Here is a 19650-nt window from a genome sequence, read left to right as displayed (position 1 = left end):
ATAGTGCTTTTTTTGTGTTTTCAATTAATTGATAATCAATCAATTGAAATTTGTCCACCCCAATGTCCACCCCCCATCTGACAGAAGATGGTATGTTCTATTCATATATTTATAAGGAAAAACAAAATTTTTAAAATATACCCTACTCATCAAATGGCGCAAAGTATAGAAACACTCTCTATGGAATGCTATATTAAAGGTTGTGGTATCACAGTATGTAATCCTAATAATATCACAATATGAAAAAACTTGTACTCTTATTTTTTTTTAATTAGTCACTTACTCTCAGCTCAGACAAGTGAAGATACCTTTATCACCAGATGGGAGATAACTAATGATAAGGATAATATTATAATATATAGTAATGGTGACTATACTTATAATTATACTTTAAAGTGGGAAATGGAGGATAAGCCATTTATAAATGGTGAAGTGACTGACCATGGAAAACATATTATAGAGAATCTAGCTGAGGGGAGATATAAAGTCACCATATCAGGTGAGTTTCCTCATTTTATATCAGGTGGAATGAATGAAGATAAAAAGAATGCTGCGAAATTACTTAGTGTAGAACAGTGGGGTTCCCAACGTTGGAAAAGTATGCATAATACTTTTGCTTACGCCTATGGTTTAACTTCTTTTAGTAATGATACTCCAAATTTGAAGGAGGTAAAAGATATGAGTAGGATGTTTGCTGGTGCAGAAAATTTTAATGGTGATTTGAGTGATTGGGATGTTTCAAAAGTGAGAGATATGAGTTGGATGTTTTCAGGTGCAAGTAGTTTTAATGGTGATTTGAGTGATTGGGATGTTTCAAAAGTGACAAATATGAGTTCGATGTTTTCAGGTGCAAGTAGTTTTAATGGTGATTTGAGTAACTGGAATGTTTCAAGAGTGACAAATATGAGTTGGATGTTTTCAGGTGCAAGTAGTTTTAATAGTGATTTGAGTAAATGGGATGTTAGAAGTGTGACAAATATGGGTGTGATGTTTCAAGCAGCAGATAGTTTTAATGGTGATTTAAGTGATTGGGATGTTAGAAGTGTGACAAATATGAGTTGGATGTTTAATTTGGCATCTAAATTTACTAGTGATTTGAGTGATTGGGATGTTTCAAGTGTGAGAGATATGAGTAATATGTTTTCAAATGCAAGTAGTTTTAATAGTGATTTGAGTGATTGGGATGTTTCAAAAGTGAGAGATATGAGTAGGATGTTTAATAATTCAGGGATGTCGGTAGGAAATTATGATGCTACATTAATAGGATGGAGTGAATTATCTAGTATACCTTCAAAAATTACTTTAGGAGCACTTGGATTAAAATATTGTGCAGCAAGTAGCGCTAGGGAGAAATTAAAGGAAAAAAAATGGAACATTGAAAGGGATAAAGAAGATTGTTCAGGTACATTTTTTATCACCAGATGGGAGATAACTAATGATAAGGATAATATTATAATATACACTAATGGTAACTATACTTATAATTACACTTTAAAGTGGGAAATGGAGGGAGAGCCTTCTATAAAAGATGGGAATTTATCTACAGATGGTGAAGTGACTGCGCATGGAAAACGTATTATAGAGAATCTAGCTAAGGGGAAATATAAAGTCACCATATCAGGTGAGTTTCCTCATTTTCTTGCAGGGGGGCATGACTATAATCCTGATTCAAATAATGCTGCGAAATTACTTAGTGTAGAACAATGGGGAACACAACAATGGAAAAGTATGTCTAAAACTTTTAGGAGCGCCACTAATTTAACTTCTTTTGGTAATGATACTCCAAATTTGCAGGAGGTGACAGATATGAGTTACATGTTTAATGGTGCATCTAAATTTAATAGTGATTTGAGTAAATGGGATGTTTCAAGAGTGACAAATATGAGTTTCATGTTTTCGGAAGCATCTAAATTTAATAGTGATTTGAGTGATTGGGATGTTTCAAGTGTGAGAGATATGAGTTGGATGTTTCAAGTAGCAAATAGTTTTAATGGTGATTTGAGTGATTGGGATGTTTCAAGTGTGATAAATATGAGTTGGATGTTTTATGGTGCAAGTAGTTTTAATAGTGATTTAAGTAACTGGAATGTTTCAAGTGTGACGGATATGTATTCAATGTTTTCAGGTGCAAGAAAATTTACTGGTAATTTAAGTAAATGGAATATTTCTAATGTAGAAAATATGAAGGAGATGTTTAATAATTCAGGGATGTCAATAGCAGATTATGATGCCACATTAATAGGATGGAGTGAATTATCTAGTATACCTTCAGATATTACTTTAGGGGCTAAAGGATTAAAATATTGTGCAGCAAGTAGTGCTAGGGAGAAATTAAAGGAAAAAAATTGGAATTTTGTAGGAGATAGTAAACTAGGTGATAATTTTGTCTTAGAGGATAAAAAAATAGTGTATAATGGAAAGTCACATAGCATTGAGGTTACTCCTGCTCCGACTGCTCCATTAGAAGTTACGTATCAAATATATGATTCTTCAAATAATGTTGTTAATGAGGCTATCAATGTGGGTGTCTATAGAATAGAAGCAAAAATTAATGGATGTGTAAATGAAGCTATTTTAGAAATTACACCAGCGAGTTTAAAAGTTGAGGCAGATGCTATGACCAAAACATATGGAGATGCAGATCCTCTTCCTTTTACTTATAAAGTATCAGGCTTACAACATAGTGACACAGAAAATCAGGTATTATACGGAGCATTATCTCGCGAGCAGGGAGAGAATGTAGGCACTTATGTTATTGAGCAAGGTACACTATTGGCTAATGGTAATATACTTTAGATTTTACTGGGGCTACTTTAGAAATTACACCTGCGAGTTTAAAAGTTGAGGCAGATGTTATGACCAAAACTTATGGAGATGTAGATCCTCCTCTTCTTACTTATAAAGTATCAGGCTTACAACATAGTGACACACAAGATCAGGTATTACACGGCGCATTATCTCGCGAGCAGGGAGAGGATGTAGGCACTTATGTTATTGAGCAAGGTACACTATTGGCTAATGATAACTATATTTTAGATTTTATTGGGGCTGATTTTATTATTTCCAAAGCCCTCATTACAGGTGTGAGTTTTATAGGCAGTACTCATACTTACGATGGTAAAGAGAAAGAGCTGTTATTATTAGGAGATTTGCCAGAAGACACTACTGTAATTTATACAAATAATAAGCAAAAAGACGCTGGTGAGTATATAGTAACTGCATTAATTACGGGAGCTAATTATATAGACTTGCTTTTAGAGGCGAAATTAGTAATAGAAAAGGCAGGACAACAAATTACTTTTGAGGAGCTATCTCCAGTGATGTATAATAAAAATGGTCAATTGTCATTGGTAGCATCAAGTAGTTCAGGTTTGCCTATTCGTTATACCTATTTAACTGAAGGAAGTAAAGCAGCTGCTACAGTAAGTTCTGACGGGGTTGTTACTATACTATCTACAGGAACTATTGTTATCACAGCTCATCAAGATGGCGATAGTAATTATCTAGCAGCTAATAGTATAAGTCAAACATTAAGAATCATTAACGATGAAGCGCTTATTACTAATTGGAAGATTAATGGAAAAGATAAAGGAGTATTGACTTCAGTAAGTGTGCATAGACAAGATTGTAATGAAATAGCTCAAGAAGTAGTGATAGAGTTAGAAGTGAGTATGGGTGCAGTAGTAAGTACAGGAGATAAGTTTATCCTCTCAACTCCTAAAGCTGGTATTTACCACCAAGAAATCGTTGTGGTTTCAGAGAATCGAGCCACTACTATGAAATATGAAATAGTGGTAGAACGCCCATTTAATTTTGATGATATCGTGGTACAGAAATTTGACAATACTCTATTGGTGAATAATAATCCATTAACAAATGGTGGATACCGCTTTGTAGGATATAAATGGTATAAGAATGATCGATTAATTAGTACAGAGCAGGCTTATTCAGTAGGTAATAGAAAAGAGGATTTATTAGATAGAACAGCATTATACAGAGTAGAGTTAATGACAGATAAAGGTGAGTTATTGCATAGTTGTAGTTCTACAATAGATTATGTCCACACTAAAAATATTCAACTCTATCCAAATCCAGTGGTTAAAAATGGAGAGATAGAAATAGCAATTGATTATCCTCAAGCTTCTTTAAGTCAGGCAAGTGGTTCAGTTTATAGTGTGACAGGAAAATTCTTGTTTGATATACCATTATCAGAACAAATTTCAAAAGTAACCTTACCTGGTAATATGGCAGAGGGGATCTATATCATGCTTATCAAAATAGAAGGCAAGATTCAGACATTTAGATTTATGGTTAAACCTTAATTAGCTTAGTTGATGAAAAGAAAAATAATAATAGGATTGCTACTTGCTGTATTTGGATATACAGCAAGTTCAGCTCAAGAGATTACATTTTCCTTAGCAGGAACTTTTAATGGAAATACGAGTACTAATAAAGGATTTGATAATCGCAGTGCACAAGGATATCAATTAGGACTAGGATATCGTTATTTTTTAGCAGAGCAATGGAGTCTAGGTACAGGATTAACTTATCAAGTCAATAGACTTGATTTTATACAACGCAATACTCATGGGAGTTGGTCCTGTGTAGATATAGAAGCAGATGCGTATGAATTTCGCTATCACAGCAAAAATAGGAAAGAGCAGCTCTCCTATAATACAATCCAGATACCATTGACCTTGCAGTATGAGACAAAGGGCTTGGTTAGTTGGTATGTACAGACAGGTGTGGCTGTTGGTATTATAACAGGAAATAGTAGTTCGAGAGTCTCAATGAATGACTTGCATACCTCGGGTTATTATCCCGCATGGGATGTTGAATTGACAGGACCTACGTTTATGGGATATGGAGAATTTCAACATGTAAGTGAAAAGAAAGACCTCTCGTTAAAAAACAGATATTCTTGGTTATTTGAAACAGGTGTGAAACAGAAACTAGGCGAAAAAAGCAGTTTATATATCGGAGCTATTGTAGATTTAGGATTAAATGATTTAGTCAAAGAGAGCAATCGAGTAGAGCAACCTATTGGCATCACTACTAATTACGATAGTCCATTAGAGTTTCACAGTATCTGGAAACAGGAGAATTTCAAGACTCAAAAACTAAAGGATTATTACGTAGGTATTAAACTTAGTTACTCATTTAATTTATAAAATTACCTAACTGTTTAGTTTATAGAATGATAAAACGCCCAAGCTGAAATTACTTGGGCGTTTTTGTTTTTTACTCTTTATATATTTTACCATCTTTAATAATAATTGATATGTTCTCTTTTGGATTAGCTAAGATATCAATGTTTTCTAAAGCGTTTTCTTCAAGGATCAAAATATCTGCATAAGCTCCCTCTTCTATAACACCTAAATTCTTAGGATAAGGATTGCGAGGTCCACTGAGCTTTAACAATTGAGCGTTGTCGTAAGTAATCATTTTAAGAATTTCAAAATTTGAAAACCATTGCTTAAGCTTTAGTATATTTTTACTTTGTAGTAAAGGGTCTTTAGGTTTAGTTACAAGATCAGTACCAAAAGCTAATTTAACTTTGTGTTTTTTAGCCCATTTATACACATTATCGGTACCAGTACCTACTAGTTTTTTATTTGCTATTTGTTCCGGATCAGTATAATTACTAGCATCTAAGTCGAAAGGTTGCATACTAAGCCAAATATCTTTATCAGCAAGTAGTTTAACGGTAGCTTCATCCATTAAATGACCATGGTCGATACATTTTACACCAGCTTCCACTGCTTGTTGTATTGCTTTAGGAGTATAGGCATGTACTGTCACATAGGTGCCCCAGTTAGTAGCAGCATCTACTGCAGCTTTAATTTCTTCAGTAGTATATTGAACCGCATCAAGAGGGTCGTAAATGGTAGCGACACCACCTCCAGCCATTACCTTTATTTGTGAGGCACCTTTTCTTAATTGATCTCTTGTTGCGACTGTAACCTCGTATTCGCCATCAGCTACAACGCTTCCTCCTAAAGTTTGGAATCGAGGAGGTGTATGGTCTATCATGCGAGGTTCTGTCCAAGGAAATCCTGCATCGCCATGTCCTCCAGTTTGTGAAATCATAGCTTCACTAGGGTAAATACGAGGACCTTTGTTAACACCAATGTCATTGGCTAATTTAATACCTGTGGTATGACCTCCTAAATCTCTAACGGTGGTAAAACCACGTTGAAGAGTGTTTTCTGATTCTTTAGCAGCACGGATAAAAAGGAAACTCTCATCTCCCAGCATAATACTTTGATTGTCATTAGCCACTAAGAAAGAGTGCCAATGTGCATCTATCATTCCTGGCATTACAAATTTGCCTTTGCCATCGATTACTTTAGTGTCTTTTGATATTTCTGTGTTTAAGTCTTCAGTAGAAATTTTAGTGATAATATTTTTCTCAATTAAAATATTTCCTTTGCTTATTTTATTGTCTTTTCCATTGAAAATCTGTACATTACTCAATAAGATTTTATCTTGTGCCCAAGTAGAAGTAATAGTAAGTGAGCAAAAAAATAATCCACAGGCAATTGCCTTAAGTGTAGTTAATTGTTTGATCATAGTTGATTGTTTTGAATTTATTTTAAAATTACTATTAATTATTGAATGGCTTAGCACTTTTGGTTAGAAAGTTGTAGATATTTGCTTAGTATTTCGTGAATATAGATTAGGGGATTCCTTTTTAATTGAGGTATTTGAATATGACGTTTCAAGTTGTAAAATGTCATATTGAGTTACTTTTAATACTATTCACATATTGATTGATTGTATTTTTACAACACGTTAGATATTAATATGAAACAACATAAGAAAAAGGAAGAATCTTTATTCATTAAGCATTATAGAATAATAGTAATCCCGCTGGTTTTGATTTTATATTTATTCTCTCATTATATTTTGAACCCCTATGATGAGAATTGGTATAGGATGGATGATGAACCTTTATGGGAAGCCATATTATTTATCTTAATTTATTGTACGATAATTACAGAAGTAAGTTTATGGTTAAGTAGGTTCCTTAATCGAATATTACCATGGGACAAGTCTGCTGTACGAAGAGCAATTATACAGCTGTTTTTATTGATATTATTTATTTTTTTCTTTTATTTCTTAATTAATTTTATCTATATTCTTTTTCTTCCTTGTGGTCCTAATGAAGAAATTGCCCTTGAGGACAAAATAGATTTATGGCAATCTCTTTTAATAAGTATCAATACAGGAATATTTATTAGTGTTATTCACACAGGATATTTCTTATTGACTAATTGGCGAAACTCAATGATGGATGCAGCTGAGCTGAAATTGCGAGCTGAAAAACTAGAGCGAATAGCTACTCAGGCTGAATTAGAGTCCTTAAAAATGCAATTAGATCCGCATTTTCTATTTAATAATTTTAGTACGTTATCTGAGTTAGTAATTGAGGATCAGAAATTAGCAGTTAAATTTATTGATCATCTAGCCATGGTATATTGCTATATGATTGCCAATATTAGAAAAGATACAATTTGCTTGCGTGATGAAATTAAGTTTGTACAATCCTATTTTTATCTTATTCAAGAACGAATGGGTAGTAAGGTGATTTTAAATATTAATATTTTACCCAAAGTAGAGGAGTTCTTTTATATTGCTCCAATTTCTTTACAGCTGCTTGTGGAGAATGCAGTTAAGCATAATTCTGCTTCAAAAGATTCTCCTCTAATTATTGAGATTTATTTGGAAGGCGATTATGTAGTGGTGAGCAATAATATACAGCAACTTGTCGTAGAAATCCCTTCATCAAAAGTAGGGATAACTAATATCATAGAGCGCTATCGTTTATTGAGCAAGAAGAATGTAATTGTAGAGCGAACACAGCGTAATTTTGTAGTGAAATTACCTCTATTAGAAAATAAAGTAAACTAGTAAGCAATGAGAGTATTAATAGTAGAAGACGAGGCTAGAAATGCAAATAAGCTAACACGTTTGTTAAATGATATTGATCCTACAATTGAGATTCTTCAAATTGTAGAGAGCGTAAAAACTTCAGTACAATGGTTGACAGAGAATAGTACGCCTGATCTTATTTTCATGGATATAAGACTAGAAGATGGGCTTTGTTTTGAAATTTTTGAACAAATACAAGTGAAGGCTCCCGTTGTATTTACTACTTCCTACGATGAGTATGCATTAAAAGCCTTTAAGGTTAATAGTGTTGACTATCTAATGAAACCTGTGCAGGAAGTTGATTTAGTACATGCATTGCAAAAGTATAAAACTTTACAATCGCCAAGTGTATTGCAAGAGTCAATACAAGATATTTTAGGACATTTGTATAAGAAAGATACGGTGTATCGCTCACGTTTTTTAATTCCTTTTAAAGATGGTTATAAGTCTATTAAGGTTGGAGAGATTAATTATATTTATTCGGAGCAAAAGATTACGCATTTATGTCTAAAAGATGGAACTATCCACATTGTAGGTCAAACTATGGAGGAGTTAGAAGAGGAGTTAGATTCTAACTACTTCTTTAGAGCAAATAGACAACATATTATTCATATCGATAGTATTGAGGGGATACACAACTACTTTAATGGTAAATTAAAAATTACATTGTTAAATGCTCCTCAAAGAGAGATAATTATCAGTCGTGAAAAAGCACCACTACTTAAGAGTTGGTTGAATTATTAAGACTTTATTTTTATAATAGAATATATAAAGAGTAGGCGATCGCCTACTCTTTTTTGTCTAAATTAAGTTCTAAAGAGAAAGAAAAAGCAAGGGCTTCACTATTTTTTTATCCTCCTTTCCCCATTTTTAAGTCTATTGGTTGAAGAAGTGCTGCAATATGTAGGAGAGTTGTAAGTCATACTTATTTTGAAATTGTAAATCTTTGAGTGTATAATAATTCGCTCCTTAGGAGGGAAAGTTATTTTAATTCTTTAAATCTACGGTTCAGCAATTATTTTTTACGGTTCGATTTATTAATCGAATTTTTTGTGCAACTAATTTTCATTTTTGTCCTTGAAAAATAGAAGACAAATGAGAAAAGTTATTAGAACAACTAAGTTTTTATTAGTTAGCGGTGCACTATGTGGTGCTCTTTTATTTACAGTTAGTTGTAATAAAAATAATGGGGCAGATAATGCAATGAATATGCAATTGGAAGTAAAAACAGCTTTAGTAAAGAAAGAAGATGCTACTGTTCTAAAAAAATATACTGCTTCATTAGAAGGAAAAGTGAATGTAGAAGTTAGAGCGCAAGCCTCTGGATATGTTGACAAGATAGTTGTTGATGAAGGTAGTTATGTAAAGAAGGGGCAAGCTATACTACTGATAGATGCTCAGCCTTATAAAATTCAGTTAAACAATGCTAATGCTAGTCTAAAAGCAGCTAAAGCGGCATTGGAAACAGCTCAATTAGAGAAAGATAAAGTGGCATCTTTATTAGAGAATTCATTTGTGTCACCAATACAAATGAAAACTGCTAATGCAGCATATGATAATGCGCTAGCAAATGTAGCACAGGCAGAAGCTGCGGTAGCAGAAGCACAACTTAATTTGAGCTACTGTACAGTTAAGGCTCCTGTAGATGGTTATTTAGGACGTATATCTAAGCGTGTAGGGAATTTAGTAACAGCAGGTGAAACAGAAGCATTAACCACGATGTCAGATATTTCTGATATGTATGCTTATTTTTCTATTAGCGAGGCAGATTATTATAATCTCTTGGCTGAGGGGAACAATACTGATGCAATTTTGAATATGCCAGTGGAGCTTGAATTAACCAATGGAACCCTTTATGATAAAGAAGGTAAAATAGATATGCTTAATGGAGAATTTGATAAGAGTACGAATTCACTAAGTGTAAGGGCTACTTTTCCCAACAGTAACCGTTTATTAAGAAATGGTGGTACTGGAATCGTTAATTTAATAAATACCCATAATAAAGTGATTCAAATTCCTATTGCTGCTACAATTGATTTACAAGATAAAATATTTGCTTTTGTTTTAAAACAGGACAATACAGTAGAACAAAGACAATTAAAGATTATAGGTAAGAATCTACATACCTATTTTATTGAGAATGGAATAAATGAAGGAGAGGTAATCGTAACTACAGGTATAGATAAATTGCAAGATGGCATGTCAGTATCTCCTTTGTCAAAGGATAGTTCTGCAGTAGTTAAAAACTAATAGGAAAATCCTTCAATTTATTCAAACAATAATAAAGAATTCAGATGTTAAAAAAGATAATACATAGGCCAGTATTGGCTACTGTTATTTCAGTTATTCTTGTGATTTTAGGATTAGTAGGGATGACGCAATTGCCAATTGCGCAATTTCCTGATATTGCACCACCTAGTGTTGCAGTACATGCATCCTATCCGGGAGGAAATGCTGAAACAGTATTAAAATCTGTTGTTACCCCATTAGAGGAAGTAATCAATGGAGTAGAGAATATGACGCATATCGAGTCTACTGCTAGTAATGATGGAACAGCATTGATCAATGTGTTTTTTGAGTTAGGAACAGATGCTGATCAGGCTGCGGTAAATGTGCAAAATAGGGTAGCACAAGTAACGGGTATATTGCCAGAGGAAGTTGTAAAAGCAGGGGTAGTTACTCAAAAAGAACAAAGAGGGATGATTATGGTTGTTGACTTAATCAGTGATGATTCAAGTCTATATGATGAAACCTTTGTTCAGAACTATGCTCGTATAAATATGGTTCGCGCTTTAAAACGTATTAAGGGAGTAGGAAACGTTCAGATTTTTGGGGAAAAAGATTATGCAATGCGCGTATGGTTGGATCCTCATAAGTTAGCCAATAGAGGTCTTACGCCAGCAGATATAGAACGTGCTATACAAAGCCAAAGTATGGAAGTAGCCGCTGGTAATTTAGGACAAAATGCAGGAGGTTCAGTTCAGTATACATTGACTTATCCAGGTAAGTATAATACACCAGAACAGTTTGAACAAATGGTCGTTCAGGCGGATGAGAAAGGAAATGTATTATACTTAAAAGATGTAGCAAGAATAGAATTTGGTTCGATTGCTTACGATGAAGAGAATAAAATTAATGGTAAAGAAGCTGTTACAATGGCTGTCTTTCAAACCAATGGTTCTAACGCAAATGAAATTCAAGAGCAAGTTTATGAAGTATTAGAAGAATTGACACCACAGCTTCCTAAAGGATTGAGATATAATGTAACTTTTGCTAATAAGACGCAATTAGACGAGTCAATTAATCAGGTAAAAAGTACACTTTTAGAGGCATTTATTTTAGTGTTTATTATTGTATATATCTTTTTACAAGATTTTCGCTCAACTATTATTCCAGCTATAGCAGTGCCTGTGTCTTTATTAGGGACGTTCTTTTTCCTTAATATGCTAGGCTTCTCGATTAATATGTTGACGTTATTTGCTTTGGTATTAGCAATTGGTATTGTGGTAGATGATGCTATTGTCGTCGTGGAAGCAGTGCACAGTACGATGGAACATGAGGGGTTAGATGCTAAGGAAGCAACTACTAAAGCAATGAGCGAAATTACAGGTGCAATTATTTCAATTACACTAGTAATGTCAGCTGTGTTTTTGCCAGTAGGATTTATGGAAGGACCGGTAGGGGTATTCTATCAGCAATTTGCTTTTACACTTGCTATTGCAATTTTAATTTCAGCTGTAAATGCTTTGACATTGAGTCCTGCACTATGTGCCTTATTGTTAAAAAATCATCATCATAGTTTAGAGCCAGGTACTCATAAGAAAACAACGTTTAAAACACGATTTTTTAGAAGCTTTAATGCAGGATTTACTTCTCTGACCAATAAGTATATCAAAGGAGTACAGTTTTTAATTAAACGAAAAGTAGTTAGTTTAACGCTGTTTTTAGGCTCAGTGGTAGGGATGATTATTTTGATGAATGTTACTCCAAAAGGATTTATTCCAAATGAGGATCAAGGTTTTGCAATGTTTGCATTGTCTTTACCTCCTGGATCATCAATAGATAGAACAACACAAGTGTTAAAAGAGGGAGATGAGTTACTTAGACAACACCCAGCAGTTAATTCAGTAACTACTATTTCGGGATTTAATATTTTAGGTAATGCAGCCAGTCCAGCGTATGGTATGGGGTTTATTACTTTTAAAGATAGAAAAGAAAGAGGTGATGTAGAAGATATCAATGAGATATTAGATCAATTAAATTATAATTTATCTCATATTAAAGAGGGAGATTACTTTGTATTTGCAGTACCTACCGTGCCAGGGTTTGGAGATTTTGATGGATTAGAAATGGTGATACAAGATCGAAAAGGAGGTAGTATTGAGGAGTTTGCACAGGTTGTTAATCAATTCAATATAGATTTGAGTAATACAGATGAGGTAGCTAGTGCCTTTACTATGTTTAAAGCTGATTTTCCGCAATATAAAATTGTAGTTGATCCAGTAAAAGCAAAAATGCACGGAGTTGAAGTAAGTGATATGATGTCAGCTATTCAACTTTTCTATGGTAGTGCGCAAGTGAATGATTTTAACCGCTTTGGGAAACAGTTTAAGGTGTTTGTTCAAGGGGATGCAGAGTTTAGAGCAGATGAAGAATCCTTTAAAACGCTGTATTTACATGCTAAAAATGGAGAGATGGTGCCACTAAACTCATTCGCTAGGTTAGAAAAAACATATGGTCCACAAGCAATTAGTCGTCATAACTTATTTAATTCTATTACGGTAAATGGTATCATAGCCCCTGGAGTGAGCACAGGACAAGCTATGGCAAAAGTGGAGCAGGTAGCAGCAGAAAAATTGCCTTCTGGATATAGTGTAGAATGGTTAGGATTAAGCAAGGAAGAAAAGAAATCTGGGAATCAAATGGTATTTATTTTTGCATTATCAATATTGTTTGTTTATTTCATTTTAGCAGCGCAATATGAGAGTTATATTTTACCATTAACGGTATTGTTTTCATTACCCGTTGGTATAATGGGAGTTTTCTTAGCAATTGGCGCTGTAGGAATTGCCAATAACATTTATGTACAAGTAGGTCTTATTATGCTCGTCGGATTGCTTGCTAAAAATGCTATTCTGATAGTTGAGTTTGCAGTTCAGCGACGCAATTTAGGTTATAGTATTGTCGATGCCGCAGTAGAAGCTGCTAGACTGCGTTTACGTCCAATATTAATGACATCTTTAGCTTTTATTGCAGGACTTGTACCTTTAATGTTTGTGCAAGGATCCTCAGCACAAGGAAATCATTCTATTAGTATTGGTACTGCTGGAGGAATGATCGTAGGTGTGGTATTAGGAGTATTTGTAATTCCGTTCTTGTATGTGTTTTTCCAATATTTACATGAAAAGATTTCTGGTACATCCGTTGTCGAAATTGAAAGAAAAGAACAACTAGAGCGATTAGATTAATGATTATATGAATCAAATGAAAAAATATATATATGTCTTAGTGGGTTCAACTTTGCTTACCGCTTGTAAGGTTGGGGAAAACTATAAGCAAACTGAGGTGGAGTTACCATCTCAGTATAGTGTTACTGAAGTAGAGGATAAGGTAAATGAAATGAATCAGCTATCGTGGAAAGAGTTCTTTAACCACGAAGAGTTATCTCAAATGATAGAGGTTGCCCTGCAACAAAATACAGATTTGCAATTAGCGGTTAAGAATCTTGAGCAGATGGAATTGTTATATAAGCAATCTAAACTGACATTATTACCAGAATTAACATTAAATGCAGCTGCTTCAAGAATGGAGTCGTCAAAGAATAGTCAAGTAGGACTAAGTAGTGCAAAGCGTACAAATGATGATTTTAATGCTCATTTAGGCTTAAATTGGGAATTAGATATATGGGGCAAGATTAGAAGACAGAAAGAAGCAAGCCTAGCAAGTTATTTACAACAGAAGGAGGTAAAGCGCGCTATTTCAAATCGTATAGTTGCTGAAGTAGCCAATACATATATCAATATTTTAATGTTGGATGAGCAATTAGATATTGCAAAACAAAGTGTGATATTAAGAGAGAATACCTATTTAATGACAAAGAAAATGTTTGAAGTAGGTAATGAAACAATTTTATCAGTTCAACAGTCGGAGGCTCAATGGTTAGAGGCAAGAGAGCTATTACCAATGATTGAGCAGGAAGTTGCCTTGCAAGAAAGTGCTTTGAATGTTTTGTTAAATGACTATCCAAAAGTAATAAATAGAACTGCCAAACTCAATGATTTGGTATTTAAAACCGACTTGAGTACTGGTGTACCAGCTAATTTTTTATCAAGTCGACCAGATATACAAGTTGCTGAATATGGTGTGATTATAGCAAATGCAAAAATGGGAGTAGCAAAGGGAGAGATGTATCCTAGTCTAACAATATCAGCTCAAGGTGGATTAAATAGTATTGAAGCCTCTGACTGGATGAAGACACCGGCTTCTTTATTTGGTACGTTAGCAGGAAATATTATTCAACCTATCTTCAATCAAAAGAAGTTGCGCACTGCTTATGAAATTGCTAAAGTAGAAAGAGAAAAAGCAGTAATTGACTTTAGAAGTACTGTTATTATAGGTTTTACAGAAGTGTATAATGCTTTAGTTAAAATTGATAAAATACAAGAAAAAGAAAGTTTAATGAACAGTAGGGTTGCGATATTAAATACTTCATTAGATAACACTAAGTTTATGTTTGAAATGGATAAAGCTTCATACTTAGAGGTAATTAATGCCCAATCATTGGCTTTGCAAGGGAATTTAAATTATATAGAACTAAAGCGAGATTATCTTGCTTCGTTAGTTGAGTTATATCGTTCCTTAGGAGGGAATTAAAAATGTTATTGTAAGAGTGATTGATAAAGGTGATTGAGAGAAAAGGGATCAATGCGTAGGCATTGGTCCTTTTTTGTTTTATTTTTTTACCTATTGGTAGTAAATTATTATGTATTTATAGTTTATTAATAAGTAAATCGAAGTAATAGTTATATTTGTGTGATAAATAATAAAAGAATGATTAGTAATAGGGAGCGAACACAACAAATAATCTTGTCAGCTATAGCTGCTTTATTTGTTATAGGAGTAGGAATCTATGGATACAAGCAAAATCATAATAGCAAAATAGAGAAAATTGTTGCTTCAAAAGAAAGTATAGAGAGTGATACGCTTGTATTGAAAAGTAATTATAAATCTTATCTAAAGGAATATAAGGCTACTTATTTAGCTAGTAATGGTATAGTAATAAAAAGTAATCTAGAAGGCGAAGTAAAAAATGTATTGATAGGTAAAGGTCAGTATATAGAGAAAGGTAAGACAATAGCTTATGTAGAAACTAAATTAAGTGAAGAGACGCTTGAGCTTGCTAAAGAGCGCTACAAAGAGTTGCAGAGTGATTTAGACAAGGAGCAAGAAAACTTAGCATCCTTGGATATTAATGATTCAGCGAGTATAATTAATAGTCAGATGCGCATTGAAATGCTTAAGCAAGCTTTGGTTTTAGCAGATAAAGCGATGAAGGAAATGCAGCAGTCAATGCATTCTTCTGCATTAGTTTCCGCAGTTGCAGGAGTTGTGGATACAGTGTACCTAACTAACAATAGTATTATCTCAATAAGTTCTGATGTTATGAAGGTATTGGAATATGGTTATCAAGTTACAGTAGATGATAGTTTAATTAGGTTATGGGAAAATATCCAATCTTTAGAAAAAGATAATGTTGAAGTTAAAAGTTATATTGAGCAGAGCGCAGGAGAGGAGATTCTTTTTGATTTCGGAAGGTATGTAAGTAATGATACATTTAAGACTAAAAAAGACTTGTTTATTCCTACTAAAAGTGAAAAAATAATACAAATAAAAATGCTAAAGCTATATTCACAGTGGTATATAAGGATGTTATAGAAGTTCCTAATACTGCGATAAGACAAGATGAGGGGGGGAGTTATATTATTAATGTGTCTGGAGAAAAGCTGATAATTGAGGTTTTACGTGAAATGAATAAAGTAAGCTTAATAAAAGGTAATAATCTAGATGGACAAAAGATTCTTGTCAGTTATACAAAGTAATTTTTCTAGATTAAGATGTATAAATAGATTGCTAATATTGTAATGCTTCGGATTTCTTTAAAAAAATATTGTTTACAACTTTTTTAGTATCAGAAGGTTGTGATAAAAGTATAAAAATGATTAAAAAAATATTTGTAGAACTCAACAATAGCGCTATATTTGCACTCGCAATACAGAACGAAAGAGTTCGACTGGAGAAATGGCAGAGTGGTCGAATGCGGCGGTCTTGAAAACCGTTGACTGTAACAGGTCCGGGGGTTCGAATCCCTCTTTCTCCGCTGATTTATAAAAGATAACTTTTTAAAGTCATCAAAAAAGCACAAAACCTATGATTCACAACGAGTTATAGGTTTTTTCTTTTTTTTAGGGGTATCGCATTTTATTCAAAAATGCTCAAAAAAAAGTTACAGATTCGGTGCACAAAAAAACGGATCAACCTCAAAAGTTGGGGATCAAGTACAAAAGTTGGGGATCAAGTACAAAAGTTGGGGACTAGGCAAAAAGTTTAGTTAATCTGAAAAGGAAAAACGACTTATCTCTCACTCCTCTGAATTGAGCTCTGAAAGCTTTTATTGTTTACTTCTTTATGCTCAGCTCCCCATTGTCCTAAAGCTTTAATAATAGGAGATAGTTTTAATCCAATAGAAGTTAACTCATATTCAACACGTGGTGGCACTTCTGGATAAACTGTTCTGAAGATAATATTATGATCTTCCAGTTTACGTAATTGAAGAGTAAGTACTCTTTCTGTAATATTTGGTAATACCTTTTTAATCTCTCCAAAACGCATCTTACCTTCAAGTAAATAACAACAAATAGCCATTGTCCATTGTCCTCCAATTATACTTATGGCATATACCTCATTACATTCATTTTCAAGTGCTTTTTTGTTTTCGAAGTGAGTAGAAGTTTCTTTAATTTTGGTCATACTTACTTTTTTGATAGTATCTAACAATTGGAGGCTAAGGTACAAAAAACTGTTTGAACTCCCTATTTTTGCGGTAGTACTAACAATTAATAGTAAGAAATGATGCGTACATTAGTGATATTAAGTCATCCTAATTTTGGAGAATCGATTGTAAATAAGTTATGGATAAATGAGTTAGAGCAATCTCTAGAGCGATACTTTATTCATAACCTATATGCTGAATATCCGGATGGAATAATTGATGTTCAAAAAGAACAGAAATTGATAGAATCTTATGATCATATTATATTTCAATTTCCTTTTTATTGGTTTAATTGCCCTCCTTTGTTAAAAACTTGGCTAGATGAAGTACTGACGTACGGCTGGGCTTATGGCAGTAAGAGTGGTTATAAAGTAGGTAATAAGAAAATAGGTTTAGCTATAACAGCAGGTATTGATGAGAAGGAGTATAGTACAGAAGGAAAGTATAAATATACTTTAGAACAACTATTAGCCCCTTTTGAAGTAACGTTTAACTATATTAAGGCTGATTATAAAGGATTCTATGCATGCTATGGAATTGAACAGGACAGTTCAGTAGAAACAATAAAAAGTAGTGTTGCGCCTTATAAACAGTTTATAGAATCAGTATAATATTAAGAAAAAATAATGAATTTAGAATTATATCAAATAGATGCTTTTACAGAGCATATTTTTCATGGGAACCCAGCTTGTGTTGTCCCATTAAAAACTTGGTTACCAGACGAGATATTATTTAAAATAACGAGAGAAAATGCTGTTGCAGAGACAGCTTTCTTTATTGATAATGGTGATAGTATTCATTTAAGATGGTTCACTCCCGAGATAGAAATGGACCTATGTGGACATGCTACATTAGCTACAGCACATTGTCTATCAAGTATATTACAATATCCAAAGGAAAGAATTGTATTTGACACGAAAAGTGGTGAATTAATTGTAGAGGTAAAGGATGGAATGTATTATATGGATTTTCCGTCAAGAATGCCAGAGGTTTCAGCATTACCGGATGCTATCGCTAAATCACTTGATATACAGCCTAAAGAAGTTTATAAATATAGAGATTATATCTTAGTTTATGAGTCAGAGGAAGATGTGAAAAATATTATAGTGAATCAATCTGTTTTAGATTTAATTAACTTAGATCCTGGTGGAGTGGTGGTGACCGCTGTTGGAGCAGATAGTGATTTTGTTTCTAGATATTTCACTCCTCAATCTACTATTCTTGAGGATCCTGTAACTGGATCAGCACATTGTTCCCTTATTCAATTTTGGTCATCGCGATTAGGAAAACATATACTTTTTGCAAAGCAAATATCAAAAAGAGGTGGTGAATTATACTGTGAGAATAAAGAAGAAAGAGTAATAGTAGCAGGTAAAGCAAGAGTATACTCTAAGGGAAATATTTTTATCGAATAGTTAATACATTTAACCTAAAACACTACTCATTAAAAAGATTGTTACTATTACCTATAGTGTATTTATAGCAAACAAATATTTTTTAGTTCGGTACTTTCTAGTAATGTGTGGTGTTTGTAATGATCTATAGAGATATTAAGTAATGGTGTCTTGCATTACTTTAATTTTCTGGTTACAATTAAACTGTAACGTCCTTACTTGTTAGGTGATTTTATTGAAAACTTAAGGTTTATATGGAGTAATTAGAATAATCTCATATCACCATCTTTTATCCATTGTTTTTTTTTCATGATGTAGTAAATCACGAAAGATAAAATCATTGGTAATAAAATTTGTAAAAAAAAGATAGCACGTAGAATGTATGAGGTAGAGTAAGAGGCTTTCATTGCATTAAAAGTTCCTATTTGACCTACAAAACCACAGCTTCCCATACCAGATTCTAAAGCTGTATTTTGCATATTAAAAAACAGAATTGCAATAGGACCAAGTATTGCAGCTGTTAATGTAGGAGGTATCCATATTTTCCAATTTCTGTAAATATTTGGCATTTGTAACATACTAGTACCTATACCTTGTGCAAGTATTCCTTTTAAGCCATTATCTTTATAACTGATAGTTGCAAAACCTATCATTTGGGCACAGCAACCAATCGTGGCAGCTCCTGCTGCTAAACCATCTAATTGCAGCATTAGACATAAAGCTGCAGAAGAAATAGGAAGTGTCAAAACCATGCCTACTATTACAGAAACTACAATCCCCATGATAAGTGGGTTAGCCTCAGTGGAAATAACGATAACTTGTCCAATCCATTGCATTACTTGATTTACACTTGGACCTATCCATTGTGCTAGAGTTACTCCAGCTAAGACAGTTATAATTGGTGTAATTACAATATCTATTTTGGTTTCACCTGATACCGCTTTTCCAATTTCTACAGCTATAATAGATGCAATAAACACTCCTAAAGGACCACCCAATTGATAAGCGGCAACTCCAACAACTGCAGAAGAAAATAAAACTAATTGGGGAGCACGTAAACTATAAGCGATAGCAAGGGCTATGACAGGTCCGGTTGCTTGATTTGCAAAAGGCCAAACGACTTCATTGAGAAATGAAATATTGAATTCTTCACCTACAGTTTTTAAAATAGTCCCTACCAGCAAGGTTGCAAACAAACCATAAGCCATGGCACCCATAGCATCAATAAAGTATCGCTTACTTGAAATTTGTATATCTTTTTGAAGAAACTGT

General features: G+C 33.5%; 15 protein-coding genes and 1 tRNA gene. 13 read left to right on the top strand and 3 right to left on the bottom strand.

What is annotated here, in order from left to right; translation table 11 throughout:
• The first annotated feature begins 249 nt into the window (after positions 1–249).
• The 3 genes from RH98_RS07675 to RH98_RS07665 are packed head-to-tail and all read left to right on the top strand — an operon-like array spanning position 250 to position 5171.
• Positions 250–2796 carry a BspA family leucine-rich repeat surface protein gene (locus tag RH98_RS07675; RefSeq protein WP_010252670.1) on the top strand — a complete coding sequence of 849 codons (2547 nt, stop codon included), beginning with the start codon at positions 250–252 and terminating at the stop codon, positions 2794–2796.
• 23 nt (positions 2797–2819) lie between these two features.
• Complete coding sequence (locus tag RH98_RS07670) at positions 2820–4322, top strand: MBG domain-containing protein (protein ID WP_262491728.1); 1503 nt, start codon at positions 2820–2822, stop codon at positions 4320–4322.
• A gap of 12 nt (positions 4323–4334) precedes the next feature.
• Positions 4335–5171: an outer membrane beta-barrel protein gene (locus RH98_RS07665; RefSeq protein ID WP_010252666.1), complete on the top strand. Its 837-nt coding sequence runs from the start codon at positions 4335–4337 to the stop codon at positions 5169–5171.
• A gap of 70 nt (positions 5172–5241) precedes the next feature.
• On the opposite strand, the gene RH98_RS07660 is transcribed toward RH98_RS07665, so the two are convergent.
• Positions 5242–6573: a metal-dependent hydrolase family protein gene (locus tag RH98_RS07660; protein ID WP_010252663.1), complete on the bottom strand. Its 1332-nt coding sequence runs from the start codon at positions 6571–6573 to the stop codon at positions 5242–5244.
• Between the two features lie 234 nt (positions 6574–6807).
• On the opposite strand from RH98_RS07660, the gene RH98_RS15650 reads away from it, so the two are divergent.
• From RH98_RS15650 to RH98_RS07620, 8 genes are all read left to right on the top strand, one after another.
• Positions 6808–7914: a sensor histidine kinase gene (locus RH98_RS15650; protein ID WP_026038796.1), complete on the top strand. Its 1107-nt coding sequence runs from the start codon at positions 6808–6810 to the stop codon at positions 7912–7914.
• Between the two features lie 6 nt (positions 7915–7920).
• Positions 7921–8679: a LytR/AlgR family response regulator transcription factor gene (locus RH98_RS15645; RefSeq protein WP_010252657.1), complete on the top strand. Its 759-nt coding sequence runs from the start codon at positions 7921–7923 to the stop codon at positions 8677–8679.
• A gap of 351 nt (positions 8680–9030) precedes the next feature.
• Positions 9031–10185 carry an efflux RND transporter periplasmic adaptor subunit gene (locus RH98_RS07645; RefSeq protein ID WP_010252653.1) on the top strand — a complete coding sequence of 385 codons (1155 nt, stop codon included), beginning with the start codon at positions 9031–9033 and terminating at the stop codon, positions 10183–10185.
• Between the two features lie 44 nt (positions 10186–10229).
• Positions 10230–13403 carry an efflux RND transporter permease subunit gene (locus tag RH98_RS07640; RefSeq protein WP_010252651.1) on the top strand — a complete coding sequence of 1058 codons (3174 nt, stop codon included), beginning with the start codon at positions 10230–10232 and terminating at the stop codon, positions 13401–13403.
• A 16-nt stretch (positions 13404–13419) separates the two neighbouring features.
• Positions 13420–14808 (top strand): efflux transporter outer membrane subunit, encoded by a 1389-nt coding sequence (locus tag RH98_RS07635; RefSeq protein ID WP_026038795.1) that lies wholly within the window; start codon positions 13420–13422, stop codon positions 14806–14808.
• 177 nt (positions 14809–14985) lie between these two features.
• Positions 14986–15870 carry an efflux RND transporter periplasmic adaptor subunit gene (locus tag RH98_RS07630; protein WP_010252645.1) on the top strand — a complete coding sequence of 295 codons (885 nt, stop codon included), beginning with the start codon at positions 14986–14988 and terminating at the stop codon, positions 15868–15870.
• Positions 15849–16034: a hypothetical protein gene (locus RH98_RS07625; RefSeq protein ID WP_010252642.1), complete on the top strand. Its 186-nt coding sequence runs from the start codon at positions 15849–15851 to the stop codon at positions 16032–16034. Before RH98_RS07630 ends, RH98_RS07625 begins: the two co-directional genes overlap by 22 nt.
• A gap of 193 nt (positions 16035–16227) precedes the next feature.
• Positions 16228–16312: transfer RNA gene (locus RH98_RS07620), tRNA-Ser, on the top strand.
• A gap of 254 nt (positions 16313–16566) precedes the next feature.
• Here the strand turns inward: RH98_RS07620 and RH98_RS07615 are convergent.
• Complete coding sequence (locus tag RH98_RS07615; protein ID WP_010252640.1) at positions 16567–16962, bottom strand: winged helix-turn-helix transcriptional regulator; 396 nt, start codon at positions 16960–16962, stop codon at positions 16567–16569.
• Between the two features lie 102 nt (positions 16963–17064).
• On the opposite strand from RH98_RS07615, the gene RH98_RS07610 reads away from it, so the two are divergent.
• Positions 17065–17595: an NAD(P)H-dependent oxidoreductase gene (locus tag RH98_RS07610; RefSeq protein ID WP_026038794.1), complete on the top strand. Its 531-nt coding sequence runs from the start codon at positions 17065–17067 to the stop codon at positions 17593–17595.
• A gap of 15 nt (positions 17596–17610) precedes the next feature.
• Positions 17611–18399, top strand: a complete 789-nt coding sequence (locus tag RH98_RS07605; RefSeq protein ID WP_010252636.1) for a PhzF family phenazine biosynthesis protein — start codon at positions 17611–17613, stop codon at positions 18397–18399.
• Between the two features lie 242 nt (positions 18400–18641).
• Here RH98_RS07605 and RH98_RS07600 read toward each other — a convergent pair.
• The coding region (locus tag RH98_RS07600; RefSeq protein ID WP_010252634.1) for a PTS sugar transporter subunit IIC at positions 18642–19650 on the bottom strand (1009 nt) is incomplete at its 5' end.

This window comes from Myroides injenensis M09-0166 (assembly GCF_000246945.1).
Lineage (GTDB): Bacteria > Bacteroidota > Bacteroidia > Flavobacteriales > Flavobacteriaceae > Flavobacterium > Flavobacterium injenense.
Note: the sequence above shows the minus strand (reverse complement) of the source record. Positions and strands in the feature narration are given on the sequence as shown.

Bases quoted from the DNA above. Each gene is read 5' to 3' on its own strand.
- RH98_RS15645 (WP_010252657.1), top strand. From the start codon at position 7,921: ATGAGAGTATTAATAGTAGAAGACGAGGCTAGAAATGCAAATAAGCTA.
- RH98_RS07645 (WP_010252653.1), top strand. From the start codon at position 9,031: ATGAGAAAAGTTATTAGAACAACTAAGTTTTTATTAGTTAGCGGTGCA.
- RH98_RS07615 (WP_010252640.1), bottom strand. From the start codon at position 16,962: ATGACCAAAATTAAAGAAACTTCTACTCACTTCGAAAACAAAAAAGCA.
- RH98_RS07640 (WP_010252651.1), top strand. From the start codon at position 10,230: ATGTTAAAAAAGATAATACATAGGCCAGTATTGGCTACTGTTATTTCA.
- RH98_RS07635 (WP_026038795.1), top strand. From the start codon at position 13,420: ATGAAAAAATATATATATGTCTTAGTGGGTTCAACTTTGCTTACCGCT.
- RH98_RS07610 (WP_026038794.1), top strand. From the start codon at position 17,065: ATGCGTACATTAGTGATATTAAGTCATCCTAATTTTGGAGAATCGATT.
- RH98_RS07665 (WP_010252666.1), top strand. From the start codon at position 4,335: ATGAAAAGAAAAATAATAATAGGATTGCTACTTGCTGTATTTGGATAT.
- RH98_RS07605 (WP_010252636.1), top strand. From the start codon at position 17,611: ATGAATTTAGAATTATATCAAATAGATGCTTTTACAGAGCATATTTTT.
- RH98_RS07630 (WP_010252645.1), top strand. From the start codon at position 14,986: ATGATTAGTAATAGGGAGCGAACACAACAAATAATCTTGTCAGCTATA.
- RH98_RS15650 (WP_026038796.1), top strand. From the start codon at position 6,808: ATGAAACAACATAAGAAAAAGGAAGAATCTTTATTCATTAAGCATTAT.
- RH98_RS07660 (WP_010252663.1), bottom strand. From the start codon at position 6,573: ATGATCAAACAATTAACTACACTTAAGGCAATTGCCTGTGGATTATTT.